The sequence below is a fragment of the Falsibacillus pallidus genome (assembly GCF_050990905.1).
GTDB lineage: Bacteria > Bacillota > Bacilli > Bacillales > DSM-25281 > Falsibacillus > Falsibacillus pallidus_A.
Genome location: NZ_CP158866.1, coordinates 1,043,820 through 1,059,461, shown reverse-complemented (window position 1 = coordinate 1,059,461; position 15,642 = coordinate 1,043,820). Strand labels below are relative to the sequence as shown.

The 15,642-nt window shown below is 41.1% G+C and carries 19 protein-coding genes and 2 riboswitches; of the genes, 6 read left to right on the top strand and 13 right to left on the bottom strand.

All coding sequences use genetic code 11. The annotated features are described in order from the left end of the window. Positions 1-171 precede the first annotated feature (171 nt). Positions 172-684, top strand: coding sequence for a universal stress protein (locus ABTV07_RS05725; RefSeq protein ID WP_433748570.1), 513 nt, complete (start codon positions 172-174; stop codon positions 682-684). A gap of 241 nt (positions 685-925) precedes the next feature. Here ABTV07_RS05725 and ABTV07_RS05720 read toward each other — a convergent pair whose 3' ends face one another. Further along, a complete protein-coding gene (locus ABTV07_RS05720) occupies positions 926-1,378 on the bottom strand; it encodes a helix-turn-helix transcriptional regulator (RefSeq protein WP_433748567.1) in 453 nt (150 codons plus the stop codon). A gap of 133 nt (positions 1,379-1,511) precedes the next feature. Here ABTV07_RS05720 and ABTV07_RS05715 point away from each other — a divergent pair, with 133 nt between their 5' ends. Beyond that, positions 1,512-2,924, top strand: a complete 1,413-nt coding sequence (locus tag ABTV07_RS05715; RefSeq protein ID WP_433748564.1) for a cryptochrome/photolyase family protein — start codon at positions 1,512-1,514, stop codon at positions 2,922-2,924. 55 nt (positions 2,925-2,979) lie between these two features. Here ABTV07_RS05715 and thiT read toward each other — a convergent pair whose 3' ends face one another. The 3 genes from thiT to modA form a co-directional block, all read right to left on the bottom strand. After that, entirely contained in the window at positions 2,980-3,561 is a 582-nt protein-coding gene (thiT, locus tag ABTV07_RS05710) for an energy-coupled thiamine transporter ThiT (RefSeq protein WP_433748561.1), read from the bottom strand. Between the two features lie 117 nt (positions 3,562-3,678). Then, positions 3,679-3,777: riboswitch (TPP riboswitch) on the bottom strand. Between the two features lie 57 nt (positions 3,778-3,834). Then, positions 3,835-4,500 carry a molybdate ABC transporter permease subunit gene (gene modB / locus ABTV07_RS05705; protein ID WP_433748558.1) on the bottom strand — a complete coding sequence of 222 codons (666 nt, stop codon included), beginning with the start codon at positions 4,498-4,500 and terminating at the stop codon, positions 3,835-3,837. A gap of 39 nt (positions 4,501-4,539) precedes the next feature. Then, positions 4,540-5,253 carry a molybdate ABC transporter substrate-binding protein gene (modA, locus tag ABTV07_RS05700; RefSeq protein ID WP_433751119.1) on the bottom strand — a complete coding sequence of 238 codons (714 nt, stop codon included), beginning with the start codon at positions 5,251-5,253 and terminating at the stop codon, positions 4,540-4,542. A 238-nt stretch (positions 5,254-5,491) separates the two neighbouring features. On the opposite strand from modA, the gene ABTV07_RS05695 reads away from it, so the two are divergent. After that, a complete protein-coding gene (locus tag ABTV07_RS05695; protein ID WP_433748556.1) occupies positions 5,492-6,604 on the top strand; it encodes a histidine kinase N-terminal domain-containing protein in 1,113 nt (370 codons plus the stop codon). A 59-nt stretch (positions 6,605-6,663) separates the two neighbouring features. On the opposite strand, the gene ABTV07_RS05690 is transcribed toward ABTV07_RS05695, so the two are convergent. After that, positions 6,664-7,899, bottom strand: a complete 1,236-nt coding sequence (locus tag ABTV07_RS05690) for a dicarboxylate/amino acid:cation symporter (protein WP_433748554.1) — start codon at positions 7,897-7,899, stop codon at positions 6,664-6,666. A 383-nt stretch (positions 7,900-8,282) separates the two neighbouring features. Here ABTV07_RS05690 and ABTV07_RS05685 point away from each other — a divergent pair, with 383 nt between their 5' ends. Continuing rightward, positions 8,283-8,663: a hypothetical protein gene (locus ABTV07_RS05685; protein WP_433748551.1), complete on the top strand. Its 381-nt coding sequence runs from the start codon at positions 8,283-8,285 to the stop codon at positions 8,661-8,663. A 235-nt stretch (positions 8,664-8,898) separates the two neighbouring features. Here ABTV07_RS05685 and splB read toward each other — a convergent pair whose 3' ends face one another. Then, entirely contained in the window at positions 8,899-9,927 is a 1,029-nt protein-coding gene (gene splB, locus ABTV07_RS05680; protein WP_433748548.1) for a spore photoproduct lyase, read from the bottom strand. A 4-nt stretch (positions 9,928-9,931) separates the two neighbouring features. After that, positions 9,932-10,186, bottom strand: a complete 255-nt coding sequence (locus tag ABTV07_RS05675) for a transcriptional regulator SplA domain-containing protein (protein ID WP_433748546.1) — start codon at positions 10,184-10,186, stop codon at positions 9,932-9,934. 164 nt (positions 10,187-10,350) lie between these two features. Here ABTV07_RS05675 and ABTV07_RS05670 point away from each other — a divergent pair, with 164 nt between their 5' ends. Then, complete coding sequence (locus ABTV07_RS05670; protein ID WP_433748544.1) at positions 10,351-11,253, top strand: aldo/keto reductase; 903 nt, start codon at positions 10,351-10,353, stop codon at positions 11,251-11,253. 67 nt (positions 11,254-11,320) lie between these two features. On the opposite strand, the gene ABTV07_RS05665 is transcribed toward ABTV07_RS05670, so the two are convergent. The 4 genes from ABTV07_RS05665 to ABTV07_RS05650 all read right to left on the bottom strand — a co-directional run bounded on the left by ABTV07_RS05665 (position 11,321) and on the right by ABTV07_RS05650 (position 13,045). Then, a complete protein-coding gene (locus ABTV07_RS05665; RefSeq protein ID WP_433748541.1) occupies positions 11,321-11,455 on the bottom strand; it encodes a YjcZ family sporulation protein in 135 nt (44 codons plus the stop codon). Positions 11,456-11,564: 109 nt separating this feature from the next. Further along, on the bottom strand, positions 11,565-12,080 hold the full coding sequence (locus tag ABTV07_RS05660; RefSeq protein ID WP_433748539.1) for a hypothetical protein: 516 nt from the start codon (positions 12,078-12,080) through the stop codon (positions 11,565-11,567). After that, on the bottom strand, positions 12,064-12,543 hold the full coding sequence (locus ABTV07_RS05655; RefSeq protein WP_433748536.1) for a hypothetical protein: 480 nt from the start codon (positions 12,541-12,543) through the stop codon (positions 12,064-12,066). The genes ABTV07_RS05660 and ABTV07_RS05655 overlap by 17 nt, the downstream gene beginning before the upstream one ends. Positions 12,544-12,628: 85 nt before the next feature. After that, on the bottom strand, positions 12,629-13,045 hold the full coding sequence (locus tag ABTV07_RS05650; RefSeq protein WP_433748534.1) for a CBS domain-containing protein: 417 nt from the start codon (positions 13,043-13,045) through the stop codon (positions 12,629-12,631). Between the two features lie 125 nt (positions 13,046-13,170). Between ABTV07_RS05650 and ABTV07_RS05645 the strand changes: the two genes are divergently transcribed. Then, entirely contained in the window at positions 13,171-13,494 is a 324-nt protein-coding gene (locus ABTV07_RS05645) for an ArsR/SmtB family transcription factor (RefSeq protein WP_433748531.1), read from the top strand. Between the two features lie 309 nt (positions 13,495-13,803). Here ABTV07_RS05645 and sugE read toward each other — a convergent pair whose 3' ends face one another. Together sugE and ABTV07_RS05635 are read right to left on the bottom strand one after the other, a co-directional pair. Further along, positions 13,804-14,130 carry a quaternary ammonium compound efflux SMR transporter SugE gene (gene sugE, locus ABTV07_RS05640; RefSeq protein WP_433748529.1) on the bottom strand — a complete coding sequence of 109 codons (327 nt, stop codon included), beginning with the start codon at positions 14,128-14,130 and terminating at the stop codon, positions 13,804-13,806. 54 nt (positions 14,131-14,184) lie between these two features. Continuing rightward, positions 14,185-14,284: riboswitch (guanidine-I (ykkC/yxkD leader) on the bottom strand. 49 nt (positions 14,285-14,333) lie between these two features. Further along, a complete protein-coding gene (locus ABTV07_RS05635) occupies positions 14,334-15,629 on the bottom strand; it encodes a VTT domain-containing protein (protein ID WP_433748526.1) in 1,296 nt (431 codons plus the stop codon). Positions 15,630-15,642: the final 13 nt, after the last annotated feature.

Genomic DNA, 15,642 nt, shown 5'->3' with positions numbered 1-15,642 from the left:
ATTAAATCAACGTTCGTCATTTCTTTTGTTTTTATGGGTGCAGTTTCGCACTTTTCATTTTGAAACATTCGTCAACAATTTTTAATAATTTACAAGGGATAGTTTTCAGATAATTGGGTAAACACCAGTATAAGAAATAACAAATAACCGACTCTTGAGGAGATGAGATGAATGGGTATGATTAATCATATCATGGTGGCTTATGATGGTTCAGATGGAAGTAAAAAAGCGCTTGAAGAAGCGATGGCTGTATATGACCGTTCTGGAATGCAAAGATTGACGGTGGCTCATGTATTCCATGAAACGGTTTCAGAGGTCGCATCAGAGGACAAGCTCGCAAATATGGATACAATGATCACGCCAAGGGTGGACGGCGTATATGCGGCCCATATGCCTTTATCACAAGATAAGACAGTGACGCAGACACATGAAGTGGTTCATCACAGCGCCGATCAGATCGTTTCAGAAGCACGATATGCAATGGAGACCAGGGGCATCCATGGAGATGTTGAAATATTGGAAGGCTCCCCTGCAGAAGCACTTTGTGCATATGCCGAAAGCAGCGGGGTGGACTTGATTGTAGTAGGAAACAGCGGACACAGCGGCATTAAGAAGTTTTTTGTTGGCAGTGTCAGTGAAAAAGTCGTTAAACATTCGCACTGCCCCGTGCTGGTCGTAAAATAGAAAAGCGGAGCCGGCTGTCCAGAGGCGCCGAGGTTGGACTGAAGCACCACGAGATAAAGGAAACACGGTGAGCGAAGTGAACCGATGTTGACTTATCGTAAGTGTGCTGAAGGAAACCTCCCAGCCTCTAGCCGGCGGAGCTAGACAGATCTAATTCTACTAGAATTTTCACTATCTTAATCTTTGCAAAAGAAGCGTGGACTGCTATTAAAGCCAGTCCACGCTTCTTTTTATTGCTAATCTATTTTTCCTGCAATTCAATGAATCTCTGCCTCGAATCTTTCTCATCGAAAGAACTATAAAGCCTGAACTGCTCATCGTCAATGATTCTATAGTGCTTGGTTATAAGGTTTTGCTGAAGGATCAATCCTGTGTGTCTTTCCAGCGTTTTCCACCAGACTTTCCCACCCATGGTCCTCTCTTTTCTCACATCGATCTTTTCCCTTGCCACCATCTCGACAACCTCCAGCGGATCACCGCCAAATACTGTCTGAAGCACTTGACTCATAGAAAACAAGGCACAAACCGCTATGACAGTTGTCCATCCTGGGAGGATGCGGCCCTTCTCAATCTGGACAAGCGTCTTTTTTGATATTCCGATGATTTCGGCCATCCTGTCTTGTGTGTATCCAGCTTCCGTTCGTACTATTTTCAGGTTTTCTCCAAGCATCTCAATGATTTCTTCCCGGGTCACGAGATCCCTCCTAACTGCTTATAGGGAAATTTTACACCACACCATTGAAAATGCAATCATTTATGCGCACATCCCTTTTTGAAAAGGATAAAAACCTTGAGTATACTTTTTTCTAAAAAGGAGGAAATCCCACATGAAGAAAAGCCGCATCATTGTTCTTTTTCGGAATGATTTCCGCCTCCATGATAATCCCGCTTTATATGAAGCAAGCAGGAATGGAGAAATCATCCCTGTCTATATCCATGAATACAGTAATCATTCTAAATCCATGGGCAGCGCCCAAAAATGGTGGCTCCATCAATCCCTTAAGTCCTTTCAAACCTCACTGAAAAATTTAGATTGCCAGTTATATCTATTTAGTGGAAATACCGAAGTACTTCTTCCAGATATCGTCGAATCAACAAGTGCTGATGCCGTTTATTGGAATCGCTGCTATGACCCGGAAACTTACTGCCGGGACTTGAAAATTGCAGCTCGCCTGAAAGAACAGAATGTCCAGGTAAAGTCATTTGAAGGACACCTTCTTCGCCCACCGTGGGAAGTTGTGAAAGAAGAGAATGCGCCATACAAGGTTTTTTCAGCTTTTTACAAAGCGTTCTTAAAGGAAGATGTTCCTAATCCATACCCGGTACTTAAAGAATCTGTTTTTGCCGACACCGAGCTTAAAGGTAAATCGCTATCTTCTCTTGGCCTGCTCCCAAAAAAGAATTGGACTGAAACAATGGAAGAAACATGGGTGCCTGTTGAAAATCATGCGATTGAGCAATTCAAGGATTTCTGCGAAACTAAGCTCGCCGGCTACCAAGAAACCCGCGATATCCCTTCTTCTGAAGGATTTTCAATGATGTCACCCTATTTGGCCCTTGGCATCATTTCAGTCAGGAGCATGTATCATTTCTTAAAGGATAAGCCAAATTCTGCACCCTACATCAGACAGTTGATATGGAGGGATTATGCATATCAGCTTCTCTTTCACTTCCCTTCAATGCATGAGATTTCCTTGGATGACCGCTTTAAGTCTTTTGAATGGAGAACGAATGAAGAAGGAGATTTCGATGCTTGGAAGCATGGCCGGACAGGATTTCCAATCGTTGACGCCGGAATGAGAGAATTATGGGCAACAGGATACTTGCCAAACCGTGTAAGGATGATCTCTGCTTCTTTTCTTGTGAAGGATTTATTGATTCCGTGGCAAAAAGGATCGGAATGGTTTTGGGATACATTGATTGATGCTGATTTGGCCAATAATTCGATGGGATGGCAGTGGGTGGCCGGAACTGGAATTGACCCAGCCCCTTATTTCCGCATCTTCAATCCTGTCCTTCAAGGAGAAAAGTTTGATAAAGAGGGCCTCTATATAAAAAAGTGGGTTCCCGAATTGAAGGACCTCCCTGCCAAATATATTCATGATCCGAGCAAAGCACCTGATCATGTATTAAAGGAAGCAGGAATTGAACTCGGTGCGGACTATCCATTCCCGATCGTGGATCATAAAGCTGCAAGAAAAAGAGCTTTGGAACACTTCGGAAAAATTAAAAAAGGATGATTCAAGACCCGCTCCCAAACTAAGGGAGCCTGCGGGCTTGAACCATCCTTTTATTTTATCTTTTTGAAACGTATGCTAGTCTCGGCGCAATGGAGAATAGCAATATGATGACGATAACACTGATGATGAATGTCGGAAGCATGTATGTTCCGTTATAAATGAATGAATAAAGTGCTACAGGCTGGCCTTTTGGTGCATAGGATCCAAAGAACACAATCCCAGTATAAAAGTGTGCCATGAAACGGAGCAGTGAGCCGATGAATGTACTCACAATCACAAGTCCAATCCATTTGCCAGTCTGTTTATTTTTCACAGCATCGCGGATGCCAGATGCAAATATACCGGCAAATCCAATGACCGTAAAGGCAACAAAGTAATCAATGAACCCTTGGACAGGATGATAAATCTGTGCAAAACCCGTAATAAATTGAAGTAATCCAAGAAGGAATCCTGATAAAAGCCCTCCCTTTACTCCCCATCTATAGGCAATCAGAAATACAGGAACCATCGCAAGCGAAACGGATCCTCCCTGCGCCCAGATTCTAGAAAATAATGCAGTAGAAACAATGTCAAGCAAATAGGCTAATGCAGCCAATACAGCTACTTCTACTAAAAAAAGTGTTTTGTTAGACTTCATTGCTAACTCCCCCTAATTATATTTTTGGGGAAATGATTCCGTGGGACCATAAGAAATTTATGGATTAAGGCAATAAAAAAAGCAATGAAGGGCGGTAAAGATGGCCCCTCATTGCATATCCCATCAAAACCACATCCCTGCGCAAGCATTAACTTACAGGTTCGAAGGGTCTGAACTCCTGTTCACTCTCAGCCAAAGGCTCCCCTTGTGGAACTATTAAATTAGCAAGCTTCCTCTAATACTATACTATGCTGTAAAAAATGTATCAATGATTTATTCTTTGCCTTTAGACATCCATTGAACTATAAATAACAGGAGAAAAGAAATGACGATCAAGGCACCTGCCCATGTCCATGCCTGCTGCATCCTGCCGGTCTCGATGGCGGTATAAATGGCGGTCGATGCGGTTTGCGTCTTCCCAGGTATATTTCCAGCAAACATCAAGGTGGCTCCAAATTCTCCAAGCCCTCTGGCAAAACTGAGGATGAATCCAGTGAGAATATATTTATAGGATAGCGGAAACTCGATTTTCCAAAATAACGCCCATCCTCCAGCTCCGTCCACTTTTGCTGCACCTTTAATATCCTCTTCAATACTGGAAAACCCCAGTTTAAGCGACTGATACATTAACGGAATGACCACAACAGCAGCAGCGATCACACCTGCCCACCAAGTAAAGATGAGCCCTTCGCCGAATAATGATTCAACCGCTCTTCCTGCAATTGAGTTCCGTCCGAATACTGTAATCAGAAGGAGACCTGTTACAGAAGGAGGCAGAACCAATGGAACAAGCAGCAGCAATTCGATGAGAAGCACCCATTTACTTTTGGTGGAAGAAAGCACCTTTGCTGCCCCCAAACTGATCACAAAAGCAAACATTGCTGCAAGAATAGCAATTTTAATACTTAAAGATAAAGGTTCCCAAAATCCTGCAAACATGTTTATCCCTCTTTCACTGCCCGCTTCTATCAATCTATTTTAGTAGCTGAATCCGAACCTTTCAAAAATTGATTTTGCTTTTTCGCTCTTCATGAATTCCAAAAAATCACTAGCTTCATCTTGGTTTTTCCCATCACTTATAATCGAAGTATAATAGACAATTGGCTGATGCCAGCTTTCTGCTGCCTCAGACACTACCTTCACCTTCTTTGATGTAATCGCATCCGTATAATAGACCATTCCTGCATCTACGTTATTGGATTCAACATATTGAAGGACTTGTCTGACATCCTTGCAGTAAACAAGCTTCTCCTTCAGGCTTCCCCATTTGTTTAAGGATTCCAATGTTTCTTTGGCATATGTTCCGGCAGGTACTGCTTCCGGAGTACCTATGGCTATCTTTTTTACACTACCCTTATCCAGATTGCTAAAGTCGATCTGCTCATTTTCCACATCTTTCGGTACAATCAGGACCAGCTTATTTTTGAACAAAGCAATTTCATTTTCCGTCAATCCTTTATCCTTGATTAAATCAACGGGGTCTTTAGCAGCGGATATAAATAAATCTACCGGTGCTCCATTAATGATTTGCTGGGATAATGCACCCGAACCGCCAAAATTAAAAACGATCTTTTCATTTTTGTGTTCTTTCTGATAGGCTTCCGCCGTCTCTTTCAATACGTCGCTTAAGCTTGCGGCCGCTGATACGGTAATGGTTTTTTTCTTATCTTTTTCACCTGAACAGCCTGCCATTGTCCCTGCTAAAAATAATAGAATAACAGCAATGGGAAGAAATTTAATCTTCACTTAATTATTCACCTCATTATCTGGAAACTGATTCTTTCATTTTACTATTAAAGGCATCCATAGAAAAGGATGATCATTCCTAACAAGAAATCTCTTGCACTTCTATAAGAGAATGTAGAAGAATGTAAAAAAATTAGTTTTTTTACAGAATATTCTTGCTATAATAGGAAATAGAGGTGAAAGTATGATTCCACTGAAGAAACACTTAGCCCAATATATTGAGACGCATAGATCCGAATTCATTAATAGATGGGAAAAGAAAGTCATTATTCCAGATGGTGAAGACTCCATTGAAATCATTAGGGGGAATGGAGAAAAAATGGTGGAATTATTGGTCCATTTATTGACCTTCCCCCAAGAGAATATTGAAGAATCCATCAAACCTTTTGCTAAGAAAGTCGCAGAGGAACGCTTAAAAGTAAACATTAATATTGGAGAGTTTGTTTATAATGTAGATATCGCGCGTTCAGAGATTTATAAAGACCTCAATAAACTTACAAATGATGTGACTGAGATACAGGAGGCTTTGGACCATTTCAATTTAATTTTTGACCGGTTTCTTTATTATGCGGTTTCCCATTACACTGAATTAAAAAATTCAATCATCAGGCAAAAAGAAGAATATATCAGTACAACTCATGATGACCGTCTTTCCCTTCTAGGGCAGATGACCTCCAGTTTTGTGCATGAGTTTCGCAATCCACTTACTTCCATCCATGGATTCATCCAATTATTAAAGGCTGAACATCAAAACCTTCCTTACCTGGAAATCATATCCGGAGAACTGGATCAGTTGAAATTCAGGATCACTCAATTTTTGATGCTGTCCAAAAAGCAGATAGTGGATACTGAATGGGCAAACTTATCAATGAATGATCTTCTTGATGAAGTGATGTCTTTTCTATATCCACGGATTGTCGAAGTCAATGTCAGGATCGAGGAGGATCTGCAGCCAGGGCTGCACTTCAGCGGTTACAAAGAGGAAATCCGACAAGTATTCATCAATATCATTTTTAATGCAGTTGAAGTACTGTCTGATCAGCACGATGATCCTGTCATCCTTTTAAGAGCGTATGAACAAAACGGATCCATTGTTGTAAGCATCAAAAATAATGGCCCGCAAATTCCTTTGGAACATCAAGCCACAATCTTTGATCCGTTTTTCACGACCAAAAAGACCGGAACCGGGTTAGGATTATATATTTGCAAAGAAATCATAGAAAAGCACGGAGGCTCGCTTACTTGCGAATCTGCTCAAGATTGGACAGTCTTCAGCATCTCGCTGCCAAGTACATAATATTTGAACAAAAAAAGAAGCCAAATCGGCTTCTTTTTTGTATAGCTACGCTTTTCTATTTAAGATACTTTTCTTTGAAGCTTAATTTTACGTTTTTTCTCGCTTTCAGCTACAATCACGGCACAGGATGCATCACCAGTGATATTAACAGCTGTCCTTGCCATATCAAGGATACGGTCGATACCGAGGATAAGACCAATCCCAGCAACAGGAAGGTTGACGGAATTCAACACCATTGCCAGAAGGATCAAACCTACACCCGGCACCCCTGCTGTACCGATACTCGCCAACACGGCAGTCAATACAACTGTTGCAAGTTCTCCAAATGATAGATCCACTCCATAAACTTGAGCGATGAATACTGTTGCAACACCCTGCATGATGGCTGTACCATCCATATTGATGGTTGCCCCAAGCGGCTGCACGAAGCTTGAAATGGATTCCGGCACTTTCAGATTATCCTGAGCTGTCTCCATGGAGACAGGTAGAGTAGCATTTGAACTGGATGTACTAAATGCAACCCCCATTGCAGGAAGGAATCCTTTAAAGAACCAAATCGGATTCTTTCTGGCTAGTAGTGATACTGCGCCGCCATATGTGATGATCCCATGGACCACTAATGCTAAAATAACGACTATCATATAAACGCCCATTGCCTTCATTGCACTGAAACCCTGGCTTCCAATTGCAGAAGCAATCAAGCCAAATGTACCATATGGAGCAAACTTCATAACAAGTGTAACAAGGTACATCATGATGTCATTGCCCTGTTCCACAAGTTTATAGATGCCTTTTGCTTTATCTCCCAATGCAGTCAATGCTAGTCCAATAAAAATGGCAAAAGCAATGATTTGAAGCATGTTTCCTTCTGCCAGAGCCTGAATCGGGTTTTTCGGAATGATATTAAGAAGTGTATCAGCGATGGATGGTGCCTTTTCAGCTGAATATTTCGCTGAAGCAGTATCAAAGTGTCCAGCTAATCCCGGCTGGATGATATAGGCCAATCCAATTCCGATGATGATAGCGATGCAGGTTGTGACCAAAAAATATGCAATCGTTTTCAATCCAATTCGACCAAGCATCTTAGGATCACCTAAACCTGCGGTACCAAGAATGATGGAGAATAATACGATTGGAACGACGAGCATATTGATTAAGTTTAAGAAGATTTTCCCTAGAGGAGTGAAAATATATGGATCTAATACTTTAAATAAACCAGGTGCAGCAATATTTAGGATAATTCCGACAATTGCACCCACAATTAAACCTAAAATGATCTTTGTTGTCAATTTCATCTACATACCCCCAAACAGCTTAGTCATGATGCGATTAGATTCTTGTTAGAAAACTCAGCCAATTCAAAATGGTTGGATGAGCACACTTATTTCTACCCGGGTACTATTTACTTTAAACATGAAATTATTATTTTTCAAATCTAAATATTTTTTTGATACTTTTGTCATATTTAAGAATAATTAAGCACGGACCTTTATTTTATGGGTAAAAAGGACTATGATGAAAGAAAAAGGGATATTATTTCCATTATTTAATGCATGGACATTAGATTATTTTTATTATTTCCGGGTAAAGTGCCTATAGAATATCAGCAGAAAGGACTTCACAGATCATGACAAAAAAGCTACTTTATTTTGTTTCATCACATCATGGAAGAAGTTCAATGGCAGAGGCATGGGCCAAAAAGCTCCGTTTGACTGACTGGTGCTTCAAAAGCGGCGGCTGGTTTGATGCAAACCGATCCCCTCTGACAATCCAGGCAATGGATGAATTAAATATCGATCTGTCCACTGAACCTGCCGAATGGGTTGATGCAGTGCTATTAGACCAGGCTGATTACATTGTTTCGATTTATGATTTTCACAATGAATCGAAAATTCCTATTCCAAATGAGCTAAAAAGCAAAGTAATTGAATGGGATATTAAAAATCCCAATTGCCTGGCAGACACATCAGATGAAAAGTGGCCGCTCTATCAGGAAATCTGCGACGAGATCGCCTTTAAAGTCAAGCATTTAGAGCCTTCCTTGAAAGTGATTATGTAAAGAGATTGACATAAGAGCAATGATCATTAAACTCTTAGCCAATCTCTTTATTTTTTTTAGGCTCTTTTCTCCAAGTTTGTTGCTTTAAGCATTAAAAGAGGTTAATTTATGCAGGCTATGCTGAAAATCCAGCTCGAAAAGAGCCTGGATACACTATACCAACGCGCCAAACAGGTATTTTTACGTTAAAAGCGGCATTAAGATTTTAACAACAATGTTTACGAAAACAGCCTTTTTAAGTGAAATATTCTAATTTTGCTTTTGGAAAATACTTTTCAATATATCCTCCAAGTACATCTTTCATTTCCTTTTCTTCATCTTTAGGGTAGATATATTTTCCTATTCCATATCTCCCCCATTTATATCTTCTCTTCTCTTCATCCAATTCAAGCTTAGTCATTGGGTAATTTTTTTCAATTACTCTTTTCGCCGGTTTTGTGAACCTGTGCTGAATCAATTCAAATGTCAAATCCTTCTTTGCTTCTGAAGACAACTCTCCTTCAAGACGTTCAAATAAATCCTTATATCCTTCCTGCCAGCCTTCATGCAAATAAATAGGGGCAATGATAAAACCCAGTGGATAGCCTGCCCCTGCCACTTTCCCCGCTGCTTCTATCCTTTTGGCAAAAGGAGAAGTTCCCGGCTCGAAGTTTTTAATGACATAATCCGCATTCATGCTGAAGCGAAATCTGGTCCTTCCATTATGCTTGGCATCAAGCAGATGATCGATATGATGAAATTTCGTCACAAAGCGCAGATTTCCATACTTGGAATCACCGAAATATTCGATTGCCTTCTTCAATGTATGTGTAATATGGTCGATCCCTACGATATCTGATGTACAGGAAGCTTCGAACCTGGTGATCTCCGGTGCGCGTTCATCCATATAATTTTGGGCTGCTTCAAAGATTTCGTCGGTATTTACATATGTCCTTATATAAGGCTTCGATCCCATGGTCGTTTGAAGGTAGCAGTAATGGCAATGCCCCATGCAGCCGGTGGCAAAAGGAATCGCATATTCTGCAGAAGGTTTCGATGTGTCGAATTTCAGAGTCTTTCTAACCCCGACCACAAGGGTGGACTTGGCCACTCTGTATTTTTGGAAGTGATTATCCCCAGGTAAATCCCTTACTTGATTATGGGAAGTGGTTAAGCGAATTTCAATATTTTCTTTTTCAAACTTTTCCTTCAGCATTTTTCCTAGAGGATAGTCCAGGGCCTTAGGTTCAAAATACACCAGCTGCGGCATAAATGGCTTCATCATCCCATCATCCTTCCAGTGCATCCCCAAAATAATATTGGTAGGCTTCTTCTGCTTCTGTTTCCGAAGAATAGACTGCCACCTCATCATTCAAGGGATAGTAAGTATCATATAGAAATATCGAAAGAGCCTCTGGATTATCAGGATCATGGACCACTGCTGCCGACTGCACGTTGGCGACATTCTGGGTATGGGGGTTCCGATAGATGACATAAACAATGTCCCCCGCCTGGAACCCATGACCCGGTTCATTAAGATTCATAAATATTCTCCTTTCCTGACTTGCTATTATTCATTATTCCTCGATGAAAAAGAAACATGTCTTTTTATTCGAAGGAAAATATAGGACTGGTTGAATACCTTTGCTTTGTTTTTACATGGGCAGGTTATGTATAATGATTCTATGACTTTTTAAGGAGGCTTTCGATGGAACGAATACAAATGGCGGAAGGATTGTCCTTTTCAAGGATCATCCACGGCTTATGGCGCTTGAATGAATGGAATTATTCTTCAGAACAGACACTGGATCTCATCCATCACGCTTTGGATCGAGGAATCACTACATTTGATCATGCTGATATTTATGGAAGTTATACGTGCGAGGAGTTATTCGGGGATGCGATTTCTCTTGATCCTTCTCTGAGGGAAAAAATTGAACTTGTGACGAAATGCGGAATTGTACTTGAATCCCCTAACCGTCCAGAACATAAATCCCATCACTACAACACGAGCAAGGAACATATCATTTCATCGGTTGAGAATTCATTAAAAAATCTCCGTACCGAATACATAGACGTCCTGCTTATCCACAGGCCAGATCCATTTATGGACCCTGAACAGACTGTGGAAGCTTTTACTCAATTGAAGGCTCAAGGAAAAGTTCGCCATTTCGGTGTTTCTAATTTCAAGCAGCATCAATTCGACCTGCTTCAATCCTATATGGACGAAAAGCTGATCACCAATCAAATTGAACTATCTCCGTTGCAGCTTGAAAACTTTGAAGATGGGACGCTGAATTTATGTATGAAGGAAAGAATAGCTCCAATGGCCTGGTCTCCTCTTTCCGGAGGATCCATTTTTTCTTCTCAGGAAGAGAGAGAAGTCCGCATGCGCAATGTGCTTCAAAAAATCGGAGAAGAAATTGGAGCCGAAAGCATTGATCAAGTCATGTACGCATGGCTGCTGGCGCATCCTGCCAAAATCATGCCGATTGTCGGCTCAGGTAAAAAATCCAGGATCGATGCTGCTGTAAATGCATTGCCATTGAAGTTGAACCACGATCAATGGTTTGAAATCCTGCAGACATCAATGGGGCATGAAATTGCTTAAACAATAGAAAGTGAAAAAACGAAAACACCCTGTGAGTGACAGGGTGTTTCTTTTTGTTTATTGGATCTTACAAGAAAGAAGCTCCAACGATGATTAACAAGATGAATAGTACAACGATTAAAACAAAAGTTGAACCGCCGTAACCATAGCCATAGCCGCCGTAACCGCCGCCGCAGCAGCCATATCCGCCGTAACCCCACATATCCTTTCACCTCCTGAAGAAGTTGTTAAGGATAATCCTTACGTTTCTAACTTATTCAGAAAGGTAAAGGTTCGTATGGACGGAAACCTACATAAATGAATTTTTATCTTCAACCTATGCTGCCAGATTTCATATTTTTCTTTTTTTCATGCATCAAGAAGTAATATAAAAGGAATATCAACCCCTGCATGGTTGGATAGACAGAAAATGAGTAAAAGATGCGATATCCCCTTAAATAGTGATAGACCCCTAACAGATGGCCAATATATTCAAGCAGCATGGAAAAAAGCGACCAGCATAGGATATACAATGGAATATGCTTGGGGGAGGCGTTCCATTTATCCCAAAAGTAGACGAAATAATAAGCAAATGGACCATACATAAAGTATGAGATGAAGTCAATGAATTCAAATGAGGAGTTATCATTCACATCGTAGAAATTCCACGGGCCGATACTGATGGTATGATCATAGAAATTCCCGATGAACATTCCTGTAAGAACATATAAAAAAGTGTCCTGCAGAGAAAATCTTCTTGGGAGGACAAAAAGAAAAGCATACGCTCCGACAAAAATAATCAGGGTGAACCATTCATTGCCGTTAAAGGCATTATCGTACACTTTCATACTTCTTCCCCCTCCCTGCCCAATCATAGAATTTCACAAGGAAAAGCATTAAAATAATAATAAGTGCCATTAATACAAACGTAATTCCGAAATACCAATGGTTATATTTATAAACATGAAAATAAAGATTGACGAATTCCATCAGACTTATTCCCCCTGCAAACAGGAGGAAATGAACCCCTCTTTTGGATCGCAAAGCTTTGTTTTCAAAATACCCGCAAATCCATGTAAAAAACAGCGGAAGAGTGATATTCCTGTATATGAGGAAACCGACAAATTCCTCTTGTTGCATACTGACTGTAATATATTTCAAATTCATGCTTAATTCAGTATAAATGTTCATGATAATGATGGATGAAGACAGGAACAGAAGTATGAACTTTTTGCCATTCAATTTATAATGGCTATAGCTATAACAAATCAGGAACAGAAAAGATAAGAGAAGCTGAACGGGTATTATCATTCATCATGACCTCTTTTTTGTATAACATGCAGATAAACGGATAGGCCGGCCAATGGCCAGCCTATCATCTTTAAAGCGTTGCCACTTATTTAGTGTGGTTTTCGGAAATTTGGCTCAGGGCACTTCCAGCACTCTGGTCAGCCTGCTCCCTGACAGCCAAATCACCAAGTGACAGCATTCCGACAATCTGTCCGTTTTCAACAACTGGAAGACGGCGGATTTGATGCTGTGACATAAGTGCAGAAGCTTCTTCCAAAGATGCGTCTGCATTGACTGTTACTACTTGATTAGACATGACTTGAGAAACTGTATTGGAAGTATTTCCTGATGCTACCCCTCTGACTGCCAAATCCCGGTCTGTTACCATTCCGACAACTTGTCCGTTCTGAACGACAGGGATAGCTCCAACGTTTAAAGATTGCATTTTATTGGCTACATCCTGAAGTGTATCCTGGTTTGTACAAGATTCCACATGGGATGTCATAACATCGCGTACTTGCATTAGAATTCCTCCTCTTTATCACTATTGCCTTACATATGTATTCTGTGAATTTAGGGAGGAAATATTCACGAAGAGTACAGCACTAGAAACTACCTCATATACCAAATCGAAAGGCGGCCCCAGGCATGAAAAAAGAAGAGACCAATCAAAATGAGATTCAAGAACTTGATGAGGAGACATTATTTATCGTTTCGCAAACGTTCAAGGCCCTTTCGGATCCGACCAGGTTGAGGATTCTGCACCTTCTCTTCCAAGGTGAACATTCTGTCAATGAAATTGCAGAAAAACTCTCTCTATTGCAGTCGACGGTGTCTCATCAGCTTCGCTTCCTAAAAAATCTGCGGCTCGTCAAATTCCGCAGAGAGGGCACCACATTTTACTACACCCATGATGATGAGCATGTTTTGGACCTCTTGAAGCAATCCATTGAGCATGCTCTGCACCATTAGAAAAGCGGAAGCGCCTCGATCAGCCCCGACCAGCATAAGACGAAACTCGAAGGAAATCCTGATTTCCGTAGAGTTATGGCTTATGACTCGAGGGCTAGGCGCTGGAGCTGGACAAATAGAAAAGCGGAAGCGCCTCGATCAGCCCCGACCAGCATAAGACGAAACTCGAAGGAAATCCTGATTTCCGTAGAGTTATGGCTTATGACTCGAGGGGCTAGGCGCTGGAGCTGGACAAATAGAAAAGCGCAAGCGCCTGATCAGAGGCGACGAGGTTGGACTAAAACACGGCATAAGCAGGGAGAACCCTCTTCATCCCTCTCCTCCGGATGTGAATTTCAATCCGATTATCCCAATCACGATAAACAACAGAAAGATGAATCTGATCAAACTTTTTGGTTCACCGAATAAGATGATCCCCATGATGACTGCGCCTGCTGCACCAATCCCTGTCCAAATTGCATATGCTGTCCCAATCGGCAGCACTTTTGCAGCGGCAGCCAAAAAATAAAAGCTGATAATCATCCCTGCAATGGTCGCTAAACTTGGGTACAGTTTTGTAAAACCTTGGGAATATTTCAATCCCATGGACCAAACCACTTCGAACACTCCTGCTATCACTAAATAAATCCAAGCCATTATTACACAAACTCCTTTCAAATTAAAAAAGCCTGGATGATATCACTTTTCGATATCTCCCAGGCTTTTATCCTTCCGTGTACACGTTATACGTGCGTTTTCTCTCGGACCAGGCCAGTTCAAATTAAACTGCGGAACCCTAGAAAACTGTTTTATGAAATTGTTTTTTATTATAGTACCGAATCCATCTTGCGTCAAACACATCATTTTCCTTTAATCGGAGTAGTTTTAATCAAATCGATAAACCTGAAGATTTCGGTGATCAGTATGACCAGACTCACCCATACTCCACCAAAAGCCAAACCTCCCACGATGTCGCTGGACTGCTGAATGTCTAAATAGCTGTAGCTGACCGCGAGCATACCGATGACGCCAATCTCTAAAAACACCATGATGACACTGAACAAATGACTGATTGGGTGGCGGATGACTACATAAAGGAAAAACCCAAGGACGATGATAGCCATGATCATTTCCCCGCTCGGAAACTCTTCACTAAAATTCCTTCCCCTTGTCAAATAGCTGAATAAAATGTGGAGGCCCTTTCCGAACAATACTGCACCGATTAAATTCACAGCATAGAACTGAAGCTCCATAAGTTTATTTTTTCCATTCACAAGGATCCAGACGACCGTCAATAAAATAATGGTGTCCAATACCCTCCATGAGGCAGCACGAGAAAACACCTTCATGACCTGCTCCCATCTTTCATCGAACGTATAATGGATCACCATGGAAGAAATCACGTTGAACTGGCCAAATTCATTCGCGATGAAATCTTGAATCAGACCAACCATGAAACTTACCAGACCTATAAAAATGATGGAAACAAAAAGGATAAAGAATTTTATACCCAAAAAGGTCTTAAACCGTTTGAAAGTATGCTCAAAAAGCAGCATTCCATCCTCTTTGATGCGCTCCCGGTTGGTCTTGATGACAAAATAAATGACATAGATGATCGCCCCGATAATGCTTGCTATCACAAGGAATTTACTTGTTTCCTGGTGGAATTGCTCCCATTTGGGACCGAAAATCCTCCCCAATGTAATGAATGTCCCTACCCAGATGAAAACACCTGGAAAAGCAAATATAGCAAACGTCTTAAATGTAATTTTGGTAATTCCAGAAAAGATGCTGGTTATATGTCTTACGCCGGGAATGAAATAAGCAAAAATCAAAAGCATTTTTCCATAACGTTCATTCCAGGCAGCCATCTTGTCCAATTTTTCCGGTCCAAGATGCACTTTTCGTCCATATTTATAAAAAAACGGTGCACCGAGCTTTGAACCGATCCAATAAGAAACTGAAACACCGATCATCCCGCCTGTACCTGCCATCAAAATCGCAAGGATCCAATTAAGCTTGTCCTGATAGACCATAAAGCCGGCATAGGTCATCAGGAGTTCATTCGGGATAGGAATTATGATTAACTCAAGCATCAGGGAGAAAAATAAAAAAATGTACCCGTGCTCTTCAATCAGGCGCATAAACAAATCCAAGCCAGACACTCCC

Bases quoted from the DNA above. Each gene is read 5' to 3' on its own strand.
- ABTV07_RS05670 (WP_433748544.1), top strand. From the start codon at position 10,351: ATGGAACGAATACAAATGGCGGAAGGATTGTCCTTTTCAAGGATCATC.
- ABTV07_RS05650 (WP_433748534.1), bottom strand. From the start codon at position 13,045: ATGCAAGTACGCGATGTTATGACATCCCATGTGGAATCTTGTACAAAC.
- ABTV07_RS05695 (WP_433748556.1), top strand. From the start codon at position 5,492: ATGATTCCACTGAAGAAACACTTAGCCCAATATATTGAGACGCATAGA.
- ABTV07_RS05715 (WP_433748564.1), top strand. From the start codon at position 1,512: ATGAAGAAAAGCCGCATCATTGTTCTTTTTCGGAATGATTTCCGCCTC.
- ABTV07_RS05655 (WP_433748536.1), bottom strand. From the start codon at position 12,543: ATGATAATACCCGTTCAGCTTCTCTTATCTTTTCTGTTCCTGATTTGT.
- ABTV07_RS05685 (WP_433748551.1), top strand. From the start codon at position 8,283: ATGGCAGAGGCATGGGCCAAAAAGCTCCGTTTGACTGACTGGTGCTTC.
- ABTV07_RS05675 (WP_433748546.1), bottom strand. From the start codon at position 10,186: ATGAATCTTAATGAACCGGGTCATGGGTTCCAGGCGGGGGACATTGTT.
- thiT (WP_433748561.1), bottom strand. From the start codon at position 3,561: ATGAAGTCTAACAAAACACTTTTTTTAGTAGAAGTAGCTGTATTGGCT.
- modB (WP_433748558.1), bottom strand. From the start codon at position 4,500: ATGTTTGCAGGATTTTGGGAACCTTTATCTTTAAGTATTAAAATTGCT.
- splB (WP_433748548.1), bottom strand. From the start codon at position 9,927: ATGATGAAGCCATTTATGCCGCAGCTGGTGTATTTTGAACCTAAGGCC.
- ABTV07_RS05690 (WP_433748554.1), bottom strand. From the start codon at position 7,899: ATGAAATTGACAACAAAGATCATTTTAGGTTTAATTGTGGGTGCAATT.
- modA (WP_433751119.1), bottom strand. From the start codon at position 5,253: ATGGCAGGCTGTTCAGGTGAAAAAGATAAGAAAAAAACCATTACCGTA.
- ABTV07_RS05645 (WP_433748531.1), top strand. From the start codon at position 13,171: ATGAAAAAAGAAGAGACCAATCAAAATGAGATTCAAGAACTTGATGAG.
- sugE (WP_433748529.1), bottom strand. From the start codon at position 14,130: ATGGCTTGGATTTATTTAGTGATAGCAGGAGTGTTCGAAGTGGTTTGG.
- ABTV07_RS05725 (WP_433748570.1), top strand. From the start codon at position 172: ATGGGTATGATTAATCATATCATGGTGGCTTATGATGGTTCAGATGGA.
- ABTV07_RS05665 (WP_433748541.1), bottom strand. From the start codon at position 11,455: ATGTGGGGTTACGGCGGATATGGCTGCTGCGGCGGCGGTTACGGCGGC.
- ABTV07_RS05660 (WP_433748539.1), bottom strand. From the start codon at position 12,080: ATGAAAGTGTACGATAATGCCTTTAACGGCAATGAATGGTTCACCCTG.